Source organism: Curtobacterium sp. NPDC092190 (assembly GCF_044755625.1).
In the GTDB taxonomy this organism is placed as follows: domain Bacteria; phylum Actinomycetota; class Actinomycetes; order Actinomycetales; family Microbacteriaceae; genus Curtobacterium.
Genome location: NZ_JBIVRJ010000001.1, coordinates 129,599 through 151,007, shown reverse-complemented (window position 1 = coordinate 151,007; position 21,409 = coordinate 129,599). Strand labels below are relative to the sequence as shown.

19 protein-coding genes are annotated in these 21,409 nt (G+C 70.2%); 1 reads left to right on the top strand and 18 read right to left on the bottom strand.

Annotation, left to right across the window (positions count from 1 at the left end; genetic code table 11):
- Window positions 1-164 precede the first annotated feature (164 nt).
- The 6 genes from ACIQFY_RS00695 to ACIQFY_RS00670 form a co-directional block, all read right to left on the bottom strand.
- A complete protein-coding gene (locus tag ACIQFY_RS00695) occupies window positions 165-1,538 on the bottom strand; it encodes a glucose-6-phosphate dehydrogenase (protein ID WP_400337815.1) in 1,374 nt (457 codons plus the stop codon).
- Between the two features lie 188 nt (window positions 1,539-1,726).
- The gene (locus ACIQFY_RS00690) at window positions 1,727-2,143 is read right to left on the bottom strand and encodes a cytochrome c oxidase subunit 4 (protein WP_066653799.1); all 417 of its coding nucleotides are present in this window, start codon (window positions 2,141-2,143) and stop codon (window positions 1,727-1,729) included.
- Between the two features lie 4 nt (window positions 2,144-2,147).
- Window positions 2,148-3,884, bottom strand: coding sequence for a cytochrome c oxidase subunit I (gene ctaD, locus ACIQFY_RS00685; RefSeq protein WP_066653797.1), 1,737 nt, complete (start codon window positions 3,882-3,884; stop codon window positions 2,148-2,150).
- A gap of 11 nt (window positions 3,885-3,895) precedes the next feature.
- Window positions 3,896-4,798 carry a cytochrome c oxidase subunit II gene (coxB, locus tag ACIQFY_RS00680; RefSeq protein WP_066653795.1) on the bottom strand — a complete coding sequence of 301 codons (903 nt, stop codon included), beginning with the start codon at window positions 4,796-4,798 and terminating at the stop codon, window positions 3,896-3,898.
- A 291-nt stretch (window positions 4,799-5,089) separates the two neighbouring features.
- Window positions 5,090-5,464, bottom strand: coding sequence for an iron-sulfur cluster assembly accessory protein (locus ACIQFY_RS00675; RefSeq protein ID WP_066653793.1), 375 nt, complete (start codon window positions 5,462-5,464; stop codon window positions 5,090-5,092).
- A gap of 183 nt (window positions 5,465-5,647) precedes the next feature.
- Complete coding sequence (locus tag ACIQFY_RS00670; protein ID WP_400337810.1) at window positions 5,648-7,093, bottom strand: dipeptidase; 1,446 nt, start codon at window positions 7,091-7,093, stop codon at window positions 5,648-5,650.
- A gap of 51 nt (window positions 7,094-7,144) precedes the next feature.
- Between ACIQFY_RS00670 and ACIQFY_RS00665 the strand changes: the two genes are divergently transcribed.
- Entirely contained in the window at window positions 7,145-7,720 is a 576-nt protein-coding gene (locus tag ACIQFY_RS00665; RefSeq protein WP_400337807.1) for a DUF3043 domain-containing protein, read from the top strand.
- 505 nt (window positions 7,721-8,225) lie between these two features.
- Here the strand turns inward: ACIQFY_RS00665 and ACIQFY_RS00660 are convergent.
- The 12 genes from ACIQFY_RS00660 to ftsZ all read right to left on the bottom strand — a co-directional run bounded on the left by ACIQFY_RS00660 (window position 8,226) and on the right by ftsZ (window position 21,325).
- Window positions 8,226-9,233: a quinone-dependent dihydroorotate dehydrogenase gene (locus ACIQFY_RS00660; protein ID WP_400338385.1), complete on the bottom strand. Its 1,008-nt coding sequence runs from the start codon at window positions 9,231-9,233 to the stop codon at window positions 8,226-8,228.
- A gap of 65 nt (window positions 9,234-9,298) precedes the next feature.
- The gene (gene nrdR / locus ACIQFY_RS00655) at window positions 9,299-9,796 is read right to left on the bottom strand and encodes a transcriptional regulator NrdR (RefSeq protein WP_066653777.1); all 498 of its coding nucleotides are present in this window, start codon (window positions 9,794-9,796) and stop codon (window positions 9,299-9,301) included.
- Window positions 9,797-9,868: 72 nt separating this feature from the next.
- The gene (hisD, locus tag ACIQFY_RS00650; protein WP_400337804.1) at window positions 9,869-11,179 is read right to left on the bottom strand and encodes a histidinol dehydrogenase; all 1,311 of its coding nucleotides are present in this window, start codon (window positions 11,177-11,179) and stop codon (window positions 9,869-9,871) included.
- Window positions 11,179-12,003 (bottom strand): hypothetical protein, encoded by an 825-nt coding sequence (locus tag ACIQFY_RS00645; RefSeq protein WP_400337801.1) that lies wholly within the window; start codon window positions 12,001-12,003, stop codon window positions 11,179-11,181. The genes hisD and ACIQFY_RS00645 overlap by 1 nt, the downstream gene beginning before the upstream one ends.
- Window positions 12,004-12,013: 10 nt before the next feature.
- The gene (gene dnaE / locus ACIQFY_RS00640) at window positions 12,014-15,496 is read right to left on the bottom strand and encodes a DNA polymerase III subunit alpha (RefSeq protein ID WP_066658059.1); all 3,483 of its coding nucleotides are present in this window, start codon (window positions 15,494-15,496) and stop codon (window positions 12,014-12,016) included.
- Between the two features lie 456 nt (window positions 15,497-15,952).
- Entirely contained in the window at window positions 15,953-16,882 is a 930-nt protein-coding gene (locus ACIQFY_RS00635; RefSeq protein ID WP_326496194.1) for an RluA family pseudouridine synthase, read from the bottom strand.
- The gene (lspA, locus tag ACIQFY_RS00630) at window positions 16,879-17,547 is read right to left on the bottom strand and encodes a signal peptidase II (RefSeq protein WP_326496195.1); all 669 of its coding nucleotides are present in this window, start codon (window positions 17,545-17,547) and stop codon (window positions 16,879-16,881) included. Before lspA ends, ACIQFY_RS00635 begins: the two co-directional genes overlap by 4 nt.
- Window positions 17,548-17,549: 2 nt before the next feature.
- Window positions 17,550-18,245, bottom strand: coding sequence for a DivIVA domain-containing protein (locus ACIQFY_RS00625; protein WP_326496196.1), 696 nt, complete (start codon window positions 18,243-18,245; stop codon window positions 17,550-17,552).
- Window positions 18,246-18,429: 184 nt separating this feature from the next.
- The gene (locus tag ACIQFY_RS00620; RefSeq protein WP_289473291.1) at window positions 18,430-18,726 is read right to left on the bottom strand and encodes a YggT family protein; all 297 of its coding nucleotides are present in this window, start codon (window positions 18,724-18,726) and stop codon (window positions 18,430-18,432) included.
- Window positions 18,727-18,799: 73 nt separating this feature from the next.
- Window positions 18,800-19,390, bottom strand: coding sequence for a cell division protein SepF (locus tag ACIQFY_RS00615; RefSeq protein ID WP_400337796.1), 591 nt, complete (start codon window positions 19,388-19,390; stop codon window positions 18,800-18,802).
- A gap of 43 nt (window positions 19,391-19,433) precedes the next feature.
- Window positions 19,434-20,153 carry a YggS family pyridoxal phosphate-dependent enzyme gene (locus tag ACIQFY_RS00610; protein ID WP_326496199.1) on the bottom strand — a complete coding sequence of 240 codons (720 nt, stop codon included), beginning with the start codon at window positions 20,151-20,153 and terminating at the stop codon, window positions 19,434-19,436.
- Window positions 20,154-20,161: 8 nt separating this feature from the next.
- Window positions 20,162-21,325, bottom strand: coding sequence for a cell division protein FtsZ (ftsZ, locus tag ACIQFY_RS00605; RefSeq protein ID WP_326496200.1), 1,164 nt, complete (start codon window positions 21,323-21,325; stop codon window positions 20,162-20,164).
- Window positions 21,326-21,409 lie beyond the last annotated feature (84 nt).

The following is a 21,409-nucleotide window of genomic DNA, read 5'->3' as shown; positions in this document are numbered from 1 at the left end:
ACCCGCCGGGGCGGCCCCCCCCGCCTAAAACACATACACCCTCACCCCCCCCCAAATATATACGAGCGCAAAACCCCCCCCCCCCCCCCCGGGGGGGGGGGGGGGGGCCCCGCCGCCCCCGCGCCTCCCGTCCGTCAGGTGGCTCCGTCAGGAGACGGCGTCGGTCAGGACGACGACTCCCAGTCCGCCGGACCGCGCGACCCCGCGCGGTACTCCTCGAGCGGCACGTCGCCCGACTTCCAAGCGTCCACGACCGGCTCGACGATCTCCCAGCACCGCTCCGCGACGTCGCCGCGGATCGAGAGCAGCGGGTCGTCGTGGAAGATGCCGTTGAGCACCTCGCCGTAAGGGGTGAGCTCGCCGTCGTCGAACGACGAGGACAGGGTGACCTGCCCCATCTCGAACGGGTTGCCGCCGCCGTTCGCCGACACGCTCAGCTCGATCTCGTCCGGGTTGAGGACGATGCGCAGCGTGTCCGCCTTCGGCCGACCGGACAGGCCGGAGGGCAGGCGCGTCACGGGCTTGAAGGTGATGAGGACCTCCTTGCGGCTGGCGCCGAGCGCCTTGCCGGAGCGGAGGGTGAAGGGGACGCCCTTCCAGCGCGCGGTGTCGACCTCGACCTGGATCTCGGCGAGGGTCTCGGTACCGCGCGACTTGTCCACGCCGTCCTCGTCCTGGTAGGACGGCAGCTCCTTGCCGTCGATGGTGCCGGCCGTGTAGACGGCGCGGCGCGAGGCGATCTTCGCGTCGTCGCCCTTGAGGCGGGTCGACCGGAGGACACGCGCGAGCGACGACCGGAACTCGACCGCGTCGATCGCGGACGGGGCGTCCATCGTCACGAGGCCGAGGATCTGCAGCAGGTGCGACTGGATCATGTCGACCAGGGCGCCGGCCTCGTCGTAGTACTGCGCCCGGTTCTCGAGCCCGAGGGTCTCGTCGTAGAAGACGTCGACCTTCTCGATGTTGTCCGCGTTCCAGATCGGCTCGAACAGGCGGTTCGCGAAGCGCAGACCGATGATGTTGAGGACCGTGGTGCGACCGAGGAAGTGGTCCGTGCGGTGCACGCGCTCCTCGGGGACGAGCTCGAGCACGGTCTTGTTGAGGGCCTCGGCGCTGGCGACGTCGGTGCCGAAGGGCTTCTCGAACGCGAGGGTCGTGCCCTCGGGGAGCTCGACGCCCTGCAGCGCCTCGCAGATGTCGGAGGCGATCTGCGGCGGGAGCGCGAAGTACAGGATGGGCTCGGCCTCGGCCGCGTCGAGCAGCGCCGTGAGGTGCTCGGGGTCGGTCGGGTCGCCCTGGATGAAGGTCGTGGACTCGAGGGTCGCGTCGACCTCGGGACCCTTGACGTCCTGCGACGCGAAGGACTTCGTGACGACGTCCTTCCACTGCTCCGCGCTGCGGGCGCTGCGGCCCGTGCCGATCAGCTGGACGGGGACCGCTCGACCGCTCTGCAGGAACGTGCCGAGTCCCGGGAGCAGCAGGCGGGAGGCGAGGTCGCCCGTCGCGCCGAAGATGATGAGGGTGCGCTTGTCGGTCACCGGAGGTGAGTCCTTTCGCTGTGGTTACGGGGTCCGCACGGGTCAAGCCGCGCGCGGGCCGGTTGATTCCCTGTGACTTCCGGGATACCCGTTCCGGGCCGAGAGCTCGGGCCGGGTGGGGTACGGGCCCCGGACGCACCACGGGCGGCACCGGATGTGGTGCCGCCCGAGGTGTCAGGTGGATCGGATCAGTGTCCGAAGTTGCCGCGGTAGTACTCGTAGACCCAGCCCACGAGGGTGACCGTCACGAGCGCGAGCCCGATCGGCACGATCCAGAGGCCGGCCGCGAGACCGAGGAAGCAGATCGCGGTCGAACCGGCGAGCAGGATCGGCCACCACGACCACGGGCTGAAGTGCCCGAGTTCGGCGTCGCCGTCCTCGATGTTCGCGTCGGGGCGGTCCTCGGGGAGGACACCGCCCTGCGAGGACATGACCTTGCCGAGGTAGAACGCGATGAACGCGGACATGATCCCGGTGAGGCCGATCGCCACGGTGCCGACCCACTCGGGCCGCCCGTAGTAGATGAGCGCCCAGATGGTGTACGCCGCGTCCGCGAGGACGAAGAAGACGAACAGGATCCAGAACAGGTTGGTGTTGGCGCGCATGGCGTTACTTCACCTCGCCCTTCGCGGCGTCGTAGGTCGGGGCGTCCGGGGCGTCCTTCGCCGGACCCACACCGATCGGCACACCGGCCTCCGGGTGGTTCAGGTCGAACGCCGGGGACTCGGAACGGATCCGCGGGATCGACGTGAAGTTGTGGCGCGGCGGCGGGCAGCTGGTCGCCCACTCGAGCGAGCGGCCGTAGCCCCACGGGTCGTTCACGGCCACCTTCGGGGCGTTCCGTGCGGTCACGTAGACGTTGAAGATGAACGGCAGGAACGAGATCGCGAGGATCATCGAGCCGATCGTCGACAGCTGGTTCATCCAGGTGAACCCGTCGTTCGGCAGGTAGGTCGCGTAACGACGCGGCATGCCGATGACGCCCAGCCAGTGCTGGATGAGGAACGTCGTGTGGAAGCCGATGAACAGCAGCCAGAAGTGGATCTTGCCGAGGCGCTCGTTGAGCATGCGACCCGTCCACTTCGGCCACCAGAAGTAGAAGCCGGAGAACATCGCGAACACGACGGTGCCGAAGACCACGTAGTGGAAGTGCGCGACGACGAAGTACGAGTCGGACACGTGGAAGTCGAGCGGCGGCGACGCCAGGATCACACCGGTGAGACCACCGAACGTGAAGGTGATGAGGAAGCCGACGGCCCACAGCAGGGGGGTCTCGAACGTGACCGAACCGCGCCACATCGTGCCGACCCAGTTGAAGATCTTCACGCCGGTCGGGACCGCGATGAGCATCGTCATGAGCGAGAACCACGGGAGCAGGACGCCACCGGTGACGTACATGTGGTGCGCCCACACCGTGACCGAGAGGGCCGCGATGGAGATGGTCGCGTAGACGAGGGTCTTGTAGCCGAAGATCGGCTTGCGGCTGAAGACCGGGAAGACCTCGGAGACGATGCCGAAGAACGGCAGCGCGATGATGTACACCTCGGGGTGGCCGAAGAACCAGAAGAGGTGCTGCCAGAGCAGGGCACCGCCGTTGGCCGGGTTGTAGATCTGCGCGTCGAACACGCGGTCGAGACCGAGGCCGAACAGCGCGGCGGCGAGCACCGGGAAGGCCATCAGCACGAGCAGCGAGGTCACGAGGGTGTTCCACGTGAAGATCGACATGCGGAACATCGTCATGCCCGGGGCGCGCATCGTGATGATCGTCGTGATGAAGTTCACCGCGCCGAGGATCGTCGAGAAGCCGGTCATCCCGAGGCCGAAGACCCAGAGCGTCCCACCGAGACCCGGTGTGAACGTCGTGTCACTCAGTGGCGCGTAGGCGAACCAGCCGAAGGACGCGGCACCCTGCGGGGTGAGGAAGCCGCCGACCGCGATGAGCGAGCCGAAGAGGTAGAGCCAGAAGGCGAACCCGTTCAGACGCGGGAACGCGACGTCCGGCGCACCGATCTGCAGCGGCATGATCGCGTTCGCGAAGCCCGAGAAGAGCGGCGTCGCGAACATCAGCAGCATGATCGTGCCGTGCATCGTGAAGAGCTGGTTGTACTGCTCCTTCGTCTCGACCACGTGCAGGCCGGGCTCGAAGAGCTGCGCACGGATCACGAGCGCCATGACGCCCGCGAGCAGGAAGAAGACGAACGAGGCGATCAGGTACATGTACCCGATGGTCTTGTGGTCGGTGGAGGTGATCCACCGGACGATGATGTTGCCCTTCCGACCGACCTTGGACGCCTGGAAGTCCGGCGTCGTCGGCGCTGTCGGCTGGCCGACGAGTGACGTTGTCATCTGACGGACCCCTACTTGTTCTCGCTCGACGCCTCGACCGGCGCCTGGTTGTTCGGTTCGTTCGTGTTGGTGTCGTACTCGTTGCCGAGCAGACCGACCTTGCCCTGCTCGCGCAGCGTGTCGAGGTACTGCTGGTACTCGGAGTCGGAGACGACCTTCACCTGGAAGAGCATCAGGGAGTGGTACTCACCGCAGAGCTCGGCGCACTTGCCCTGGTACGTGCCTTCCTTCTGCGGGATGAAGTACTCGTAGTTCGTCTTGCCCGGGAGCATGTCCTTCTTGTACAGGAAGTCGATGACCCAGAAGGAGTGGTCGACGTCGCGCGAGGAGAGCTCGATCTCGACCTTCTTGCCGACCGGCAGGTACAGCGTCGGGAGCTGCGACTCGTCGATCGCGCCGTCGCCGTTCTCCTCTTCCTGGGCCTGGATGCCCTGGTAGTAGACGCTGTCCTTCGGGTTGTCCTTGTCGATGTAGTTGAAGTCCCAGGCCCAGCGCTTGCCGTACACGTGGATCGTGGCGTCCGGGTCGTCGAAGGGCTTCTCGATCGCGGACTGGTCCTTCGCGGTGAACGCGAAGAAGCCGAGCACCAGGATGAGCGGCACGATCGTGTAGAAGATCTCGAGCGGCATGTTGTACCGCATCTGCACCGGCAGGCCGGTCTGGCCCTTGCGGCGGCGGTAGACGATCGCCGCCCAGATGATCAGGCCCCACACGATGAGACCCACCGCGAGCAGGACGATCCAGCTGGTGGTCCACAGGCCGACGATGCGGCTCGTGTGGTTCGTGACGTCCTTCGTCTCCTCCGTGCCGGGGAGCCATCCGTTCATCTGCTGCTGCGTGCAGCCAGCCAGTGCGATGACCAGACCGACGGCCACCGGGACGGCCGCCCAACGTATACGGCGATTCGAACGCACTGTTACCTCTCGGAAGACGTTGCTGAGGCACCGGCGGTGCGACCGTGCCGAGCACGGAGGCCGCTCATTGCTGGTTCCCAGCTTGATTGGAACACTCCTAGCTTACTCGCAGCCGGTGACGTCTCGCGCACACCGGGCGCGGTCCGGCGCGGCATCGTCGACCCCGGCGCACCGCTTTCCCCCGGTCGGGCGGGCTCGGGCAGCGCGGGGGACGACGAACGGGGAGCGACCAGATCGGTCACTCCCCGCTCGCGTGTCGGTTCGGTCGGCGGACAACCGCCCGCCGTGGCGTCAGTGGAAGCTGTCGCCGCACGCGCAGCTGCCCTGCGCGTTGGGGTTGTCGATGGTGAAGCCCTGCTTCTGGATGGTGTCCTCGAAGTCGATGGTGGCGCCGTCGAGGTACGGGACGCTCATCTTGTCGACGACGACCTCGACACCGCTGCCGAACTCGGTCGTGGCGTCCCCGTCGAGCAGGCGCTCGTCGAAGTACAGCTGGTAGATCAGGCCCGAGCAGCCACCGGGCTGGACCGCGAGGCGCAGGCGGAGGTCGTCGCGCCCCTCCTGCTCCAGCAGGCTCGCCACCTTCGCCGCCGCAGCGTCGCTGAGCGCGACCCCGTGGGCACGTGCGTCCGTCGCCGGTGCGTTGTCGGTGATGGTGTCGCTCATCCGCGCGTCTCCCTCCGGGCGGTGTCGGTCACCGCGCCTGAGGTCGATTGTAAGCACGCGAGCCGACAGGACGGGCCGTCCGTCCACAGGGCGGGACCGGACGACGGACGGGAGGCCCGTGGCGGCGTCGCCACGGGCCTCCCGTCCGACACTCCCCGGGTCCCCACCAGCGGTGGAGACGCGTCAGGCGCGCGTCGCCAGGCGCGCCAGCAGGATCGTCTCCGATGCGATCGCGCGGTGCAGGACCCCGAGGTGCTGCGACTCGTTCGGGCTGTGCGCCCGGGTGTCGGGGTCCTCGACCCCCGTCACCAGGATCTGCGCCTCCGGGAACTCGGCGGCCAGGTCGGAGACGAACGGGATGGATCCGCCGATGCCCTGCTCGACGGCGGGCGCGCCCCAGCCCTCGTGCATGGCCGTGCGGGCCTCCTGCACCGCCCAGCCGGCGGTGTCCACGAGGAAGCCGTCGCCGGTGTCCACCTCGGTGACGTCGAGCTTGGCGCCGAACGGCACGTGGGCGCGGAGGTGACGTTCGACGGCCGCGTACGCGTCGGTCGCCGACTGTCCGGGGGCCACGCGGACCGAGACGCGGGCGGCGACGGTCGGGAGCAGGGTGTTCGACGCGTTCGCCACGCTCGGCACGTCCATGCCCGTCACGGTGATCGACGGCTGGAACCACATCCGGGACAGCACCGGACCCGTCCCCACCGGCCGGACGCCCTCGAGCAGGGCCGCGTCGGTGGCGAGCTCGGCCTCGGAGCGCTCGGGCACGTCGGCGTCGTACGCGGTGAGCCCCTCGACGGCGACCGAGCCGTCGTCGTCGTGCAGCGAGGCGAGCAGCCGGACCATGGGGATCATCGCGTCCGGGGCCGCACCGCCGAACATGCCGCTGTGGCTCGCGTGCTCGAGGGTCGTCAGCGTCGCGCGGAACGTCACGTTGCCGCGGAGCGAGACGGTGATCGACGGGACGTCGACCGACCAGTTGTCGCTGTCGGCCACGACGATGACGTCGGCCGCCAGGTGCTCCTTCTGCTCGCGGAGGAAGGTGCGGAACGAGCGGGAGCCGAACTCCTCCTCGCCCTCGACGAAGAGCACGACACCGAGGTCGACTTCGTCGCCGAACTGCGCGTGCAGCGCGCGGAGCGAGGCGACGTGGGTCATCACGCCGGCCTTGTCGTCCGAGGCGCCGCGACCGTACAGGCGGTCGCCGCGGAGGGTCGGCTCGAAGGGCGGGGTCTCCCACAGGGCGTCGTCGCCCTGTGGCTGGACGTCGTGGTGCGCGTAGAGCATGACGGTCGGCTTCCCGTTCCGCGCAGGACGCACCGCCAGGACGGCGGGCTGCCCGAGCTCGCGGCCGGCCTCCTCCGCGCCCGCGGTCTCCCCCTCGACCGCGGAACGGACGATGCGGACGGCGTCGTCGGCGAAGACCCCCGTCGACCGGGCCAGGTCCGCGACCGCCTCGGCACTCGCCTGCACGTGCGCCGGGTCGAACGCCGACCAGGACACCGACGGCAGCCGGACCAGCGCGGACAGGTCGGCGATCGTCGTCGGCAGGCCTCCCTGCACGTGTTCGCGGAGGGCGTCGAGGAGCGCGGGGTCGGTCGCGGGGCTGTGCTGGTCGGTGTCGGTCATGTCCCGTAATCTAGAGGAGATCCAGCACGCAACCGCAGTCAGGAACGCACCGTGGCGAAGGCAGCCCCCAAGACCAACACGACCGTCAACCCGTCGGAGGAAGAACTCCTCGAGTCCGGCAAGGGTCGTCCGACGCCGTCGCGTCGTGAGCGCGAGGCAGCCAACCGTCGCCCGCTCGTCGGCAACAGCCCGCAGGACAAGAAGGCCGCTCGCGCGCGGCTCAACACGGAGCGCGAGAAGGCCCGTGTCGGCATGGCGAACGGCGAGGAACGCTACCTCCCGGTGAAGGACAAGGGCGAGCAGCGCAAGTTCGTCCGCGACTGGATCGACGCGCGCTGGAACGTGGGCGAGGTCATGATGCCCGTGCTCGTGCTGTTCCTCATCGTCGGGTTCGCCGCAGCGCAGACCGTCCTGGCGTCGTACTCGCTCCTGCTGGTGTGGGCGTTCGTCGCACTGTTCGTCCTCGACTGCATCGTGCTGTGGCTGTCGCTGCGCAAGAAGATCACCGCGAAGTTCGGCGACATGCAGCGCGGGACGTTCTTCTACATCCTGACGCGGGCGTGGCAGCTCCGCTTCCTACGTCTGCCGAAGCCGCAGGTGCGCCGCGGGGAGTACCCCTCGGTGTAGGCGCACTGCCACGAGCGCCGTCCGGCCGAGCCGGGCGGCGCTTCCTCGTTCCGGGGTGTTCCGGGGTCGCGCGGTGCTTGCCGGTGTTCGTCGACCGGGCCAGATCCGTCTCGGTCGGCGTCGCGCGACGACGGATCACGCCCGAACGCCGAACGCGAGCGGCGCGTCCTGCTCGGTCGGCTCGGTTCCCTCCGGACGGCTGGCCTTCCGGTGCTCCGGGGTCCCGGGGTCGCGGTCCTGCGGTGCTCCGGTCGCTCCGACGCTCGGCGGTCCCGGTCCTGCGGTCTTCCGGTCGCTCCGGCGCTCGGCGTTCCCGGTCCTGCGGTCTCCCGGTCCTGCGGTCTTCCAGTCGCAGGACATGCCGCACCGAGCGAACATGAGCGGCAGGTCGTGCGACGAGAGCGGTAGGCCGGCCAACCGGCGAACCGGCGAACAGCCCGACGGGCAGTGGGCCGTGTGCGGAGCACCGACACCACGGTCGGCGCAGAGCGAGTGCCGCCTGCCGCTACCGCGCTGTGCGCCGCAGCCGCCGACGACGCAGCCGGTTGATGCGCATCGCCCAGGTCGGCCCCTCGTAGAGGAACGCCGTGTAACCCTGCACGAGCGTGGCGCCCGCGTCGATGCGGTCCTGCACGTCCTGCTCGCTCGTGACTCCCCCGACGGCGACGACGCAGAAGTCCTGCGGCACCGCGGCGCGGACCCGACGCAGCACCTCGAGCGACCGGGCGGCGATCGGGGCACCCGACAGGCCGCCGGCACCCATGGCCTCGACCTCGGCGTCCGGCGTGGTCAGCCCGGTGCGGGCGATCGTCGTGTTGTTGGCGATGATGCCGGCGAGTCCGAGGTCCACCGCGAGCCCGGCGATCGCGTCGATCTGCTCGTCGGTCAGGTCCGGGGCGATCTTCACGAGCACCGGGGTCCGCCCCGCAGCGTCGCGGACGGCCGCCAGCAGGGGTCGGAGCTGGTCGGCCTCCTGCAGCCCCCGGAGACCGGGCGTGTTCGGCGAGCTGACGTTGACCGCGAGGTAGTCCGCGAACGGGGCGAGCAGGCGCGTCGACTCGAGGTAGTCGTCGACCGCGTCCTCGACCGCGACGACCCGGCTCTTGCCGATGTTGACTCCGATGACCGGGCGACCCGGGTGCCGTCGTGCCCGTTCGAGCCGCCGTGCAGCCCTGGCGGCACCGTGGTTGTTGAACCCCATCCGGTTGACGAGCGCCCTGTCGCGGATGAGCCGGAAGAGCCGGGGCTTGTCGTTGCCGGGCTGCGCCTTCGCGGTGATCGTGCCGACCTCGACGTGCCCGAACCCGAGCAGCCCGAGTCCGGCGATGCCCTTGGCGTCCTTGTCGAAGCCGGCCGCGAGACCGAAGCGCGAGGGGAAGTGGATCCCCATCGTCGTGATCCCGTCGGCAGCTGCTGGCCTGGCGTAGCGCTCCACCGTGCCGTTCAGGAACGGCACCCTCGGCAGTGCGCGGATCACGGCGAACGCGACGTGGTGCGCGCGCTCCGGGTCCATGTTGGCGAACACCGTCCGGAAGACGACCGCGTACCCGTTCCGGACGAGGCGCTCCGCGACCCCGCTCACGCGCTGCTGCCCGAGCCGGCACCGCCGGACGCTGCGGCCCCGGCTGCGTGGTGGTCGCGGCGCAGCTGCGCGATGGCGTCCTCGAAGTCCTCGAGCGTGTCGAAGGCCTGGTAGACGCTCGCGAACCGCAGGAACGCCACCTCGTCGAGCTCGCGCAGCGGCGGCAGGATGGCGAGACCGATGTCGTTCGCGTCGATCTGGCTGGACCCCGACGAGCGCACGGTCTCCTCGACGCGCTGTGCGAGCACGGCGAGGTCACCGTCGGTCACCGGGCGTCCCTGGCACGCCTTGCGCACACCGGAGACGATCTTGTCGCGGCTGAACGGCTCGGTCACGCCGTTCCGCTTCACGACGTTCAACGACGCGGTCTCCGTCGTCGAGAACCGGCGCCCGCAGTTCGGGCACTGGCGTCGGCGACGGATCGAGGTGCCGTCGTCGCTCGTGCGGGAGTCGACGACGCGGGAGTCCGGGTGGCGGCAGAAGGGGCAGAACATGTCGTGTCCCAGGCTATCGGCTCGACGACGCCCACAGGGCGCTGTGACGACCCTGTGGACGATCGGCGGCGCTCAGGACCGCCCGGTGCGTTCCGTCACCGCGGCACCGTGACCGGGCAGCTGTTCCTCGGTCGCGAGCGCCACGATGTGCGGCGCGACCTCGGCCAGCGCGGCGGGCGTGTAGCGGATGACCTGCTGCGGCCGGAGGAACGTCGAGGCCGACAGTCCGGACCCGAACCGTGCCTGTCCGCCGGTCGGCAGCACGTGGTTCGACCCGGCGAGGTAGTCCCCGAGACTCACCGGGGTGCTCGGCCCGACGAAGACGGCTCCGGCAGCGTCGATGTCCGCCAGCACGGCGTCGTCGTCCGCCGTCTGGATCTCCAGGTGCTCGGGTCCGTACGCGTTGCTGACGGTCGCCGCGTCGGCCAGCGAGTCGACGAGCACGATCGCGGACTGCGGGCCGTCGAGTGCGGTCTGGAGGCGCGCAGCCGTCCCCAGCGCCGCCACCCGTTCCGGGATCGCGGCCTCGACCGCGTCGGCGAACGCGACCGAGGTGGTCACCAGGACGCTGCCGGCCTGCTCGTCGTGCTCGGCCTGGCTCACCAGGTCGGCGGCGACGTAGCCGGGGTCCGCGGTGTCGTCGGCGATGACGAGGATCTCGGTCGCGCCGGCCTCGGAGTCGATGCCCACGACCCCGCGCACCAGGCGCTTGGCCGCTGCGACGAAGTTGTTGCCCGGACCGGTGACCAGGTCGACCGGCTCGAGGCCGATCTCGGCGACGCCGTAGGCCAGCGCACCGACCGCACCGGCCCCACCCATCGCGTAGACCTCGTCGATGCCGAGCAGTCCGGCCGCGGCGAGGATCGTCGGGTGCACGCGCCCGCCGTGGTCGCGCTGCGGCGGCGAGACGAGGGCGATCGACCCGACGCCCGCGACCTGCGCGGGGACCACGTTCATCACGACGCTCGAGGGGTAGACGGCCTTGCCGCCCGGCACGTAGAGCCCGACGCGACGCATCGCCTGCCAGCGCTGGTGGACCTCGGCGCCGTCGGCCAGGCACGTGACCGACGCAGCCGGGACCTGTGCAGCACTCGCAGCGCGGACGCGACGGATGGCCTCGTCCAGGGCCTCGCGCAGCTCCGGCGTCAGGCCGGCGACGGCCGCGGCGATCACGGCGGCAGGGACCCGGACGTGCTCGGGGGCTCCTCCGTCGAACCGCTCCGCCTGCTCGCGGAGCGCGGCCGCCCCGTCCTGCCGGACCGCGTCCACGAGGTCGCGGGCGGCGTCGACGGCGTGCGAGACGTCACCGACGGCGCGGGGCATCAGGCGGAGGAGGTCGGCACGGGCGGGCAGTCCGCCGCGGAGGTCGATTCGCTGCATCATCAGGCGTCAAGCGTACCGGCGGCACCCGACAGGAGCGCCGTCGCGAGGGGGCGGTGCCGCTCGGCGTGGTCGTCGTCCCACACCCCGAGCACGTGCAGGACGAGGACGCGGAACGCCAGCGCCCGGACGAGCAGCTGTGGCCAGTCGGACACCGCGGCGAGCTGCCCGAGCGCCGGCAGCCGCTCGACGGGGACCCCGTGCCAGCAGACCGCATCGACGACGGCGATCGCAGAGGCGTACCCGACCGGGCGCCACGAGGGTGCCCAGTCGAAGACGGCCGGTGGCTCTCCCGCGGCGAAGAGCACGTTGCCGAGCAGGTCACGGTGCACGACCTGCGACGGCGCTCGCACCGGCCGGAACGCCGCAGCGAGCCGGTCGAGCAGCGGCCCCGACGGCCGCGGCGTCCCGGCCCAGACCATCCGGTCCGCCCGACTCCACGGGTCGTCGACGAGGTCGAGGAACGCCGGGCGGGGCAGGTGGGCGACCGCTCGGTGGAAGGCATCTCCGGCGGCGAGGACCTCGTCGACGCGGCTCGGGTCGGTCGCGCCCGGCAGCCACTCCCATGCCTCCCACCCGTCGACGAGCCAGGACCCGTCGTCCGACGGCACGGGACGCGGCGCGCGGAAGCGGTCGGCGTGCGCGAGGCGGGCCAGCGTGGCGGACCGCCACCGCGCCTCCCGGGCGTCCCCGTGCGGCCGCAGGACGATCCCGCCCGCGCGCCACGTCGTGCCCTGCCCGCCGGGCAGCAGCAGCGGGCGCCGCTCCCCCGCTCCGAACGCCCGGAGCACCACGGCCGACGGCCGCGGTGCTCCGGGAACGATCACGTCGACCGCCTCAGACCAGGCAGCGCGGTCCGAGCAGGCTCTTCAGCTCACCGAACAGGTCGGGCGTCAGGCTGACCGGGAACGGCAGCTCGAAGGTCCGCGCGACGTCGTCCTTGAGCAGCTTGAGGCGGACCTCGGTCTCCCCCTGGTGCCGGCCGAGCACCGCGGCCAGCTCGGTCACCGTCGAGGTCGTCGCCCGGCGTTCCGGCAGGGACAGGGTCAACGGGCCGGACCCCATCGCGTCGCCGACGTTCGGCTGGAACATGCTCACGGCGTGCAGCGCCTTGCCGTCGTCACGCACGTTGACCCGGCCGCGCAGGACGACGATCGAGTCCGCCACCAGGGACGGACCGAACTCCTGGTACGTCTTGCCGAGGAACATGACGCCGATCTCGCCGCCGAAGTCCTCGATCTGGACGATGCCGTACGGATTGCCGCTCGACTTCGCGACCCGGTGCTGCACGCTGGTCAGGAGCCCGGCGACCGTGACCGTCTCGCCCTCGATGCCGTCGTCTGCGGCGATGAGGTCGGCGATGGTGATCGACTGGTGCTTCGCGAGCTCGATCTCGAGACCGGCGAGCGGGTGGTCCGACACGTACAGCCCGAGCATGTCCCGCTCGAAGGCGAGCTTGTCGCGCTTGGCCCACTCCGGGCGGTCCGGCACCTGGGACACCGGCGCCGCGGCGGGGGTCTCCTCGGCCACCTCGGCGAAGAGCGAGTCGAAGTCGAAGCCGATGTTGCCGTTGGCCTCGTCGCGCTTGACCTTCACCGCGCCCTCGACCGCGCCCTCGTGGATCTCGACGAGCGCCCGCCGGGTGTCACCGAACTCGTCGAAGGCACCCGCCTTGATGAGCGACTCGACCGTCCGCTTGTTGGCCGACGAGATCGGGATCTTCCGGAGGAAGTCGTGGAACGACTCGAACGCGCCCTTCTCGGTGCGCGCCTTCACGATGTCGTCGACCACGTTGAAGCCGACGTTGCGGATGGCGCCCATGCCGAAGCGGATGTCGTCACCGACGGCGGCGAAGAAGCCGATCGACTCGTTGACGTCCGGCGGCATCACCCGGATGCCCATGCGGCGGCACTCGTTCAGGTACAGCGCGAGCTTGTCGCGGGCGTCGCCGACGCTGGTCAGCAGCGCCGCCATGTACTCCGCCGGGTAGTGGGCCTTGAGGTAGGCGGTCCAGAACGACACCACGCCGTACGCCGCCGAGTGCGCCTTGTTGAAGGCGTAGTCGGAGAACGGCAGCAGGATGTCCCACAGCGTCTTGATCGCCGCGGCCGAGTAGCCGTTGTCCTGCATGCCCTTCTCGAAGCCCGCGTACTGCTTGTCCAGCTCGGACTTCTTCTTCTTGCCCATCGCGCGGCGGAGGATGTCCGCCTGTCCGAGCGAGAAGCCCGCGACCTTCTGCGCGATGGCCATGACCTGCTCCTGGTAGATGATCAGGCCGTAGGTCGTGCCGATGATGTCCTGCAGGGGCTCCTCGAGCTCCGGGTGGATCGGCGTGATCGGCTGCTCGCCGTTCTTGCGGAGCGCGTAGTTCGTGTGCGAGTTCGCACCCATGGGACCCGGGCGGTACAGGGCGATGAGCGCGGAGATGTCCTCGAAGTTGTCCGGCTTCATGAGCCGGAGCAGACCGCGCATCGGGCCGCCGTCGAGCTGGAAGACGCCGAGGGTGTCGCCGCGCTGCAGGAGCTGGTAGGCGGCGTCGTCCTCGAGGCCCATCGTCTCGAGGTCGAGCTCGATCCCACGGTTCGTCTTGATGTTGTCGAGGGCGTCGCTGATGATCGTCAGGTTCCGGAGACCCAGGAAGTCCATCTTGATCAGGCCGAGCGACTCCGCTGCCGGGTAGTCGAACTGCGTGACGATCTGGCCGTCCTGCTCGCGCTTCATCACCGGGATGATGTCGATGAGCGGTTCGCTCGACATGATCACACCGGCGGCGTGCACGCCCCACTGCCGCTTCAGGCCCTCGAGACCGAGCGCCGTGTCGAAGACGGTCTTCGCCTCGGGATCGGTCTCGACGACCGTCCGGACGTCGACCGCTTCCTTGTACCGCGGGTGGTCCTTGTCGAAGATCCCGGTGAGCGGGATGTCCTTGCCCATCACGGGCGGCGGCATCGCCTTGGTGAGCTTCTCGCCCATGCCGAACGGGAAGCCGAGGACACGCGAGGAGTCCTTGAGCGCCTGCTTCGCCTTGATCGTGCCGTAGGTGACGATCTGCGCGACGCGCTCGGACCCGTACTTCTCAGTGACGTACTTGATCGCCTCACCGCGGCGCCGGTCGTCGAAGTCGACGTCGAAGTCGGGCATGGAGACGCGGTCCGGGTTGAGGAAGCGCTCGAAGATCAGGCCGTGCCGGATCGGGTCGAGGTCGGTGATGCGCATCGCGTACGCCACCATCGAGCCGGCACCGGAGCCACGGCCCGGACCGACGCGGATGCCGTTGTTCTTCGACCAGTTGATGAAGTCCGCGACCACCAGGAAGTAGCCCGGGAAGCCCATCTGGTTGATGATCCCGACCTCGTAGTCGGCACGGTCCTGGACCTCCTTCGAGATGCCGCCCGGGTACCGGTACTGCAGCCCCTTCGCGACCTCCTTCTCGAACCAGGAGTGCTCGGTCTCACCCTCGGGCACCGGGAACTTCGGCATGTAGTTCGCGGCGGTGTCGAACTCGACGTTGCACCGCTCGGCGATGAGGAGGGTGTTGTCGCAGGCCTCGGGGTGGTCGCGGAAGACGTGGCGCATCTGCTGCGGCGTCTTGAGGTAGAACTCGTCGGCGTCGAACTTGAAGCGGTTCGGGTCGTTGAGCGTCGACCCGGACTGCACGCAGAGCAACGCCGCGTGCGACTTCGCGTCGTGGGAGTGGGTGTAGTGCAGGTCGTTCGTGCCGACCAGCGGGATGCCGAGGTCCTTCGAGATGCGGACGACGTCCTCGATCACCCGGCGTTCGATCTCGAGGCCGTGGTCCATGATCTCGGCGAAGTAGTTGTCCTTGCCGAAGATGTCGCGGTAGTCCGCCGCCGCCTTGAGCGCCTCGTCGTACTGCCCGAGGCGCAGGCGCGTCTGGATCTCGCCCGAGGGGCAGCCCGTCGTCGCGATGATCCCCTCGTGGTACTGGTCGAGGAGCTCGATGTCCATGCGGGGCTTGAAGTAGTACCCCTCGATCGACGCCCGGCTCGACAGGCGGAACAGGTTGTGCATACCCGTCGTGTTCTCGGCGAACATCGTCATGTGGGTGTACGCACCCGAGCCGGACACGTCGTCACCGCCGCCGTCGCCCCAGCGGATGCGGGTCTTGTCCGACCGGTGGGTCCGCGGCGTGATGTACGCCTCGGTGCCGATGATCGGCTTGACGCCACCGGCCTTCGCGGCCTTCCAGAACTCGAACGCGCCGAACATGTTGCCGTGGTCGGTGACCGCGACGGCCGGCATGCCCTGCGCGGCGGTCTCGGCGACCAGGTCGCTCAGCCGGGCGGCACCGTCGAGCATCGAGTACTCGCTGTGCACGTGCAGGTGGACGAAGGAGTCGGAATCCGACACGGGACCTCCGGTTTCGACGGGGACTGCTGCGGGGCGGGACAACTCTAACCGCCGGCACCGACGTCCCCCGCGTGTCCGGCGTGCCCGCCGACCGGCGTCCGGCGGCGCCGCACCGCGAGCGGGCGGGACACGCCGCGCGTGTTCCGCCGCTCGGGCGGAACACGTCGGGCGAGGGCACCGAGCGCGACAGATCTGGCCCGCTCGGCAGCCGACGCGGGACGCCACCCGATGGCGGACGGGAGGCACGCGGCGGGCCCGCCACGCGCCTCCAGTCCCGACGTACGCCGCTCCAGGCCCGAACGAGCGGGCAGGACACGCCGCGCGTGTTCCGCCGAGCGGGCGGAACACGTCGGGCGAGGGCACCGAGCGTGACAGATCTGGCCCGCTCGGCGCGCCGCCGCCGGCCTACGCCGAGGCGGCGCGGATGCGGTCGAGCGCCTGCTGCAGGTCGTCCGGGTACTCGGCCCGGAACTCCACCCACGCGCCCGTCCGCGGGTGCTCGAACCCGAGCCGCACCGCGTCGAGCCACTGCCGCGTCAACCCGAGCTCGGACGCCAGCACCGGATCGGCGCCGTACATCGTGTCGCCGACGAGCGGGTGCTTCGTCGCCGCCATGTGCACGCGGATCTGGTGCGTCCGCCCGGTCTCCAGGTGCACCTCGAGCAGGCTCGCCGACCGGAAGGCCTCGAGCGTCTCGTAGTGCGTCACGCTCGGCTTGCCGTCGGCCGTGACCGCGAACTTCCAGTCGCTCGACGGGTGCCGTCCGATGGGTGCGTCGATGGTCCCCGAGGTCGGGTCCGGGTGCCCCTGCGCCAGCGCGTGGTAGACCTTCTCGACGGTGCGCTCCTTGAACGCCCGCTTGAGGTGCGTGTACGCGAGCTCCGTCTTCGCGACGACCATCAGGCCCGAGGTCCCGACGTCGAGCCGGTGCACGATCCCCGCCCGCTCGGCGGCGCCGGAGGTCGCGATGGTGAAACCGGCCGCGGCGAGCCCACCGGGGACCGTCGGCCCGTCCCACCCGGGCGACGGGTGCGCGGCGACGCCGATCGGCTTGTCGACGACGACGATGTCCTCGTCGTCGTGCACGATCCGCATGCCCGGGACCTCGACCGGCACGATGCGCGGGGGCTCCTTCGGGGACCACTCGACCTCGAGCCAGGAGTCGGCGTGCAGCCGGTCGGACTTGCCGACCTCGACGCCGTCCACACGGACGCCGCCGGCCGCGACGACCTCGGCCGCGAAGGATCGCGAGAACCCGAGGAGCTTCGCGATGGCCGCGTCGACCCGCTCACCGGCGAGGCCGTCGGGCACGGGCAGGGAACGCTGCTCGCTCACGTCGCGTCGTGCCCGAGGACGTCACGACCGTCGCGCGGCGCGCGCGGGTCGGGCTCCGCCACCACCGGACGGGAGGCGCGGGACGGCTCCGCCCCGTCGGCGACCGAGGAGCGGGCCGCCGCGTCCGCAGCGCGCTGCTGCTTCGCCGAGAGGGCACGGGTGCCGTCGAGGTTCACGCCGACGATGACGAGCAGGACGAAGACGACCATGCTCACGCAGATGAACGAGTCCGCGATGTTGTAGATCGCCGGCATCATCCACGGCGTCGAGATGAAGTCCACCACGTGACCGCGGCCGAAGCCCGGTTCGCGGAAGAGCCGGTCGAGCAGGTTGCCGAGCGCCCCGCCGAGGAGCATGCCGAGCACGATCGCCCACCACATGGACCGGATGCGACGGGCGAACACGATGATGCCGACGACGACCGCGGTCGACACGATCGAGAACACCCAGGTCATGTTGACCGCGAAGGAGAACGCGGCGCCGGGGTTCCGGACGTAGAGCAGCTGGAGCGCGTCACCGAGGACGGGGACCACCTGTCCGTAGGGCAGGTGCGCGACGACGAGCGCCTTGACGCCCTGGTCGAGCGCCACCACGACGACAGCGGCGAAGGCCAGTGCCGCGATCGCGCGGACACTGACCTTCGCCGTTGGTGCTGGTCGGACCAACGTCAGTTGCCGAAGCCCTGCGCCGATGCCGGCGCGGGCGTGAGGCCGGACTCCTGCGAGCCGGACCCGTCGAGCTCGGCGAGCTGACCCTGGATGTAGCTCTTGAGCTGCGCACGGTAGTCGCGCTCGAACGTGCGGAGCTCGTCGATCTTGCCCTCGAGCTGACGCTGCTCGCCCTCGAGCACGGCAACGCGCTGGCGGTTGGTGTTCTCGGTGTCGGCGATGATCTGGCGCTGCTTGGCCTCGGCCTCGGAGACCAGGCGAGCTGCCTGTGCGGTGCCCTCGGCGATGAGCGCGTCGCGCTTCTCGATGCCCTCGCGGACGTGCTCCTCGTGCAGACGACGAGCGAGCGTGAGGAGGTTCGTGGTGCCCTCGGTGTCCTCGTCGGCCGGGACGGTCGACGGCGCCGGAGCGGCGGCGGCGACCGGCGCGGGCTCCGGAGCAGCGGCGACGGGGGCCGGCTCGGGCTCGGGGGACGACTCGGGCTGCTGCTCGACGGACTGCTCGGCGGCGGCCGGCTTCGGCGCCGACTCGGCGGCCTGCAGGCGCTGGCGGAGCTCGTCGTTCTCGGCCGTCAGGCGGCGGAGCTCGACGACGACCTCGTCCAGGAAGTCGTCGACCTCGTCCTGGTCGTAGCCCTCGCGGAACTTCGTCGGCTGGAACCGCTTGTTGACTACGTCTTCCGGCGTCAAAGCCATTGCCGTCACCTCAATAGAACTGCTGAACGTGTGGAACCACTTGCGTCGCGACCGAACCTACCAGCCACCACGAGCGGTGCGGATGCCCGCCGGAGCGGACATCGATCCCGACCACCGTACACCGCGGCCGGAGGGGAACCGCGACGTTCGCCGCGGCGTGGCGCGTGTCGCGGTGGGCGCGGGCTCAGAACCCGCGTGCGAGACCGCCGACGATCACCCGGAGGATGATCACGACGAGCATGACGATCGTCCAGCCGAAGTCGAGCGCGACCGGCCCGAGCCGCAGGGGCGGGAGCAGCCGTCGGACGAACCGGATCGGCGGGTCGGTCAGGGTGTAGACGACGTCGGCGACGACCAGCAGGGCGCCGCGTGGACGCCATCCGCGGCTGTACGCCTGCACGATGTCGAACGCGAACCGGCCCCACATCACGAAGAAGTAGAGCAGGAGGGCGAAGGAGAGGATCCCGAAGACCAGTGACACGATGGGGCTCGCTCGGCTCGGGTGCGTCCGCCGTCACGGCGACCGCACGGGGCGGGGTGAACCGGGGTACGGCTCAGGACTGGGCGAAGAAGGACGCCTCGATGTCGGACTCTACCTCAGCAGGCTCACCGCTCACCGCGACGTGGGCCGGCGACAGCAGGAAGACCTTGTTCGTCACGCGCTCGATCTTGCCGTACAGGCCGAGCGACAGGCCCGACGCGAAGTCGATCATGCGGCGGGCGTCGGACTCGGTCATCTGCGAGAGGTTGATGATGACGGGGATGCCGTCGCGGAAGCTCTCGGCGATGGACTGGGCGTCCTTGTACTCGCGCGGGTGGACGGTGAGGATCTCGTTCATTTCCTGGACCGGGGTCGCCTTCTGTGCGGTCGTGTGCGAGCGGCGGAGCGGGGTGACCTGGGCGCCGCGCTGGTGGGTGTGCGTCTTGGGCTCGGCGGGGACCGCTGCGGGAGCTGCTGCCGCCGGGGCAGCGGCTGCGGGCGCAGCGACGGCCGGAGCCTGCGCGGCCGGAGCTGCAGCGGGAGCCGCGGCAGGGGCGGCGGCCTGGCGCGTCGGCGCGGCCTGCTGCTGCTGCTGCTCGTCCTCGTACAGTTCCTCGTCGGCGAGGCCGAGGTAGACCATCGTCTTCTTGAGCGGGTTCGCCATGGTTCCTCCGGAGGTCGGTGCTCGTGGGTGCCCTGCAACGAGGCTAGGGCGCGGCCGGCCGGTTTCCCGTGATTGCGGTCCCGATCCGCAGGTGTGTCGCGCCCTCCGCGATCGCCTCGGCGTGGTCCCCACTCATGCCGGCCGAGATGTCGGTCGCGTCGGGGGCGATCGCCGCGACCCGGTCGGAGACGTCGCGGAGCCGCGCGAAGGCCCGTCGGGGCTCCTCGTCGAGGGGCGCGACCGCCATCACGCCGCGGAGTCGGATCGTGCCGGTGCGCAGGACCCGTTCGACCATCGCCTCGACCGCGTCCGGCTGGACGCCACCACGATCGGGGTCGTCGGTCAGGTTGACCTGCACGAAACCGTCGACCACCCGGGGATCCGGCTCGGTCTCGGTCGGCGCGAAGGCATCGACGACGGAGTCGCGGTCGAGCGACTGCACGACGTCGGCGTAGCGGCGCACCTGCCGCGCCTTCTTCGACTGCAGCTGACCGACGAAGTGCCACGTCAGGTCGAGGTCGGCCAGCTCGGCGGCCTTGGCCTGCGCCTCCTGGTGCCGGTTCTCCCCCACGTCGGTGACCCCGAGTGCGGCGAGCTCGCGGACCAGCGACGCCGGGTGGTACTTCGTCACGACGACGAGCGTGAGGTCGTCGGCCGAGCGCCCGGCGGACCGGGCGGCGTCGGCGACGGACGCGCGGACGGACGCGAGACGCGCCTCCAGTCCGTCGCGGTCGACGGTCTGGAGGCGCGCATCACCTGCCATGGATCGGCTTACTTCAGGAAGTCGGGGACGTCGAGCTCGTCGTCGTCGTCGAACGCCGGGTCGGCGGCACGACGCACGGGCGCCTCGTGCTCCTGCGTCGACCAGGACGGCGCGCTGGTCGCGGTGTCCTCGATCGCGCCGGTACCGGCCGACGACGCCGCGGACGACGCGCCGGAGTCCGCCTCGACCCAGCTGGAGCGACGCTCCTTCTGCTGCGCGCCCGGCTCGCCGCCGTCGAAGCCCGCGGCGATGACGGTCACGCGGACCTCGTCGCCGAGGGTGTCGTCGATGACGGCACCGAAGATGATGTTCGCCTCGGGGTGGACGGCCTCCTGCACCAGGCGGGCGGCGTCGTTGATCTCGAAGATGCCGAGGTTCGACCCACCCTGGATCGACAGGAGCACACCGTGCGCGCCGTCGATCGAGGCCTCGAGCAGCGGCGACGCGACGGCGAGCTCGGCCGCCTTGATCGCACGGTCCGCCCCGCGGGACGAGCCGATGCCCATGAGGGCCGAACCGGCACCCTGCATGACGCTCTTGACGTCCGCGAAGTCGAGGTTGATGAGACCGGGGGTGGTGATGAGGTCGGTGATGCCCTGCACACCGGCGAGCAGCACCTGGTCGGCGGTCGCGAAGGCCTCGACCATCGAGATGCCACGGTCGCTGATCTCGAGCAGGCGGTCGTTCGGCACGACGATGAGCGTGTCGACCTCGTCCTTGAGTCCGGCGACGCCGTTCTCGGCCTGGGACTGCCGACGCTTGCCCTCGAAGCTGAACGGCTTCGTGACGACGCCGATGGTGAGCGCACCGATCGACTTCGCGATCCGTGCGACGACGGGCGCACCGCCGGTGCCGGTGCCGCCGCCCTCACCCGCGGTGACGAAGACCATGTCGGCACCCGCGAGGGCCTCCTCGATCTCCTCGGCGTGGTCCTCGGCGGCACGACGGCCGACCTCGGGGTCCGCGCCGGCGCCGAGGCCCCGGGTGATCTCACGACCGACGTCGAGCTTGACGTCGGCGTCGCTGAGCAGCAGCGCCTGCGCGTCGGTGTTGATCGCGATGAACTCGACCCCACGGAGGCCCAGCTCGATCATGCGGTTCACGGCGTTCACGCCGCCGCCGCCGACACCGACGACCTTGATGACGGCGAGGTAGTTGTGGTTCGTGGTCACGTCAGTCGGGCCTCCGGTCGAACCCTCAACCTCTACTTGAAGTTCAGGGGCAATGCTGGTAGTTGCGGTGCTTCCACGACGCTA

Coding starts and splice junctions, on each gene's coding strand:
- ACIQFY_RS00610 (WP_326496199.1), bottom strand. CDS start 20,153: ATGGCAGGTGATGCGCGCCTCCAGACCGTCGACCGCGACGGACTGGAG.
- hisD (WP_400337804.1), bottom strand. CDS start 11,179: ATGATGCAGCGAATCGACCTCCGCGGCGGACTGCCCGCCCGTGCCGAC.
- ACIQFY_RS00660 (WP_400338385.1), bottom strand. CDS start 9,233: ATGGACCCGGAGCGCGCGCACCACGTCGCGTTCGCCGTGATCCGCGCA.
- nrdR (WP_066653777.1), bottom strand. CDS start 9,796: ATGTTCTGCCCCTTCTGCCGCCACCCGGACTCCCGCGTCGTCGACTCC.
- ACIQFY_RS00625 (WP_326496196.1), bottom strand. CDS start 18,245: ATGGCTTTGACGCCGGAAGACGTAGTCAACAAGCGGTTCCAGCCGACG.
- ACIQFY_RS00675 (WP_066653793.1), bottom strand. CDS start 5,464: ATGAGCGACACCATCACCGACAACGCACCGGCGACGGACGCACGTGCC.
- dnaE (WP_066658059.1), bottom strand. CDS start 15,496: ATGCTCGACGGTGCCGCCCGGCTGAGCGACCTGGTCGCCGAGACCGCC.
- ACIQFY_RS00615 (WP_400337796.1), bottom strand. CDS start 19,390: ATGGCGAACCCGCTCAAGAAGACGATGGTCTACCTCGGCCTCGCCGAC.
- ACIQFY_RS00670 (WP_400337810.1), bottom strand. CDS start 7,093: ATGACCGACACCGACCAGCACAGCCCCGCGACCGACCCCGCGCTCCTC.
- ACIQFY_RS00690 (WP_066653799.1), bottom strand. CDS start 2,143: ATGCGCGCCAACACCAACCTGTTCTGGATCCTGTTCGTCTTCTTCGTC.
- ctaD (WP_066653797.1), bottom strand. CDS start 3,884: ATGACAACGTCACTCGTCGGCCAGCCGACAGCGCCGACGACGCCGGAC.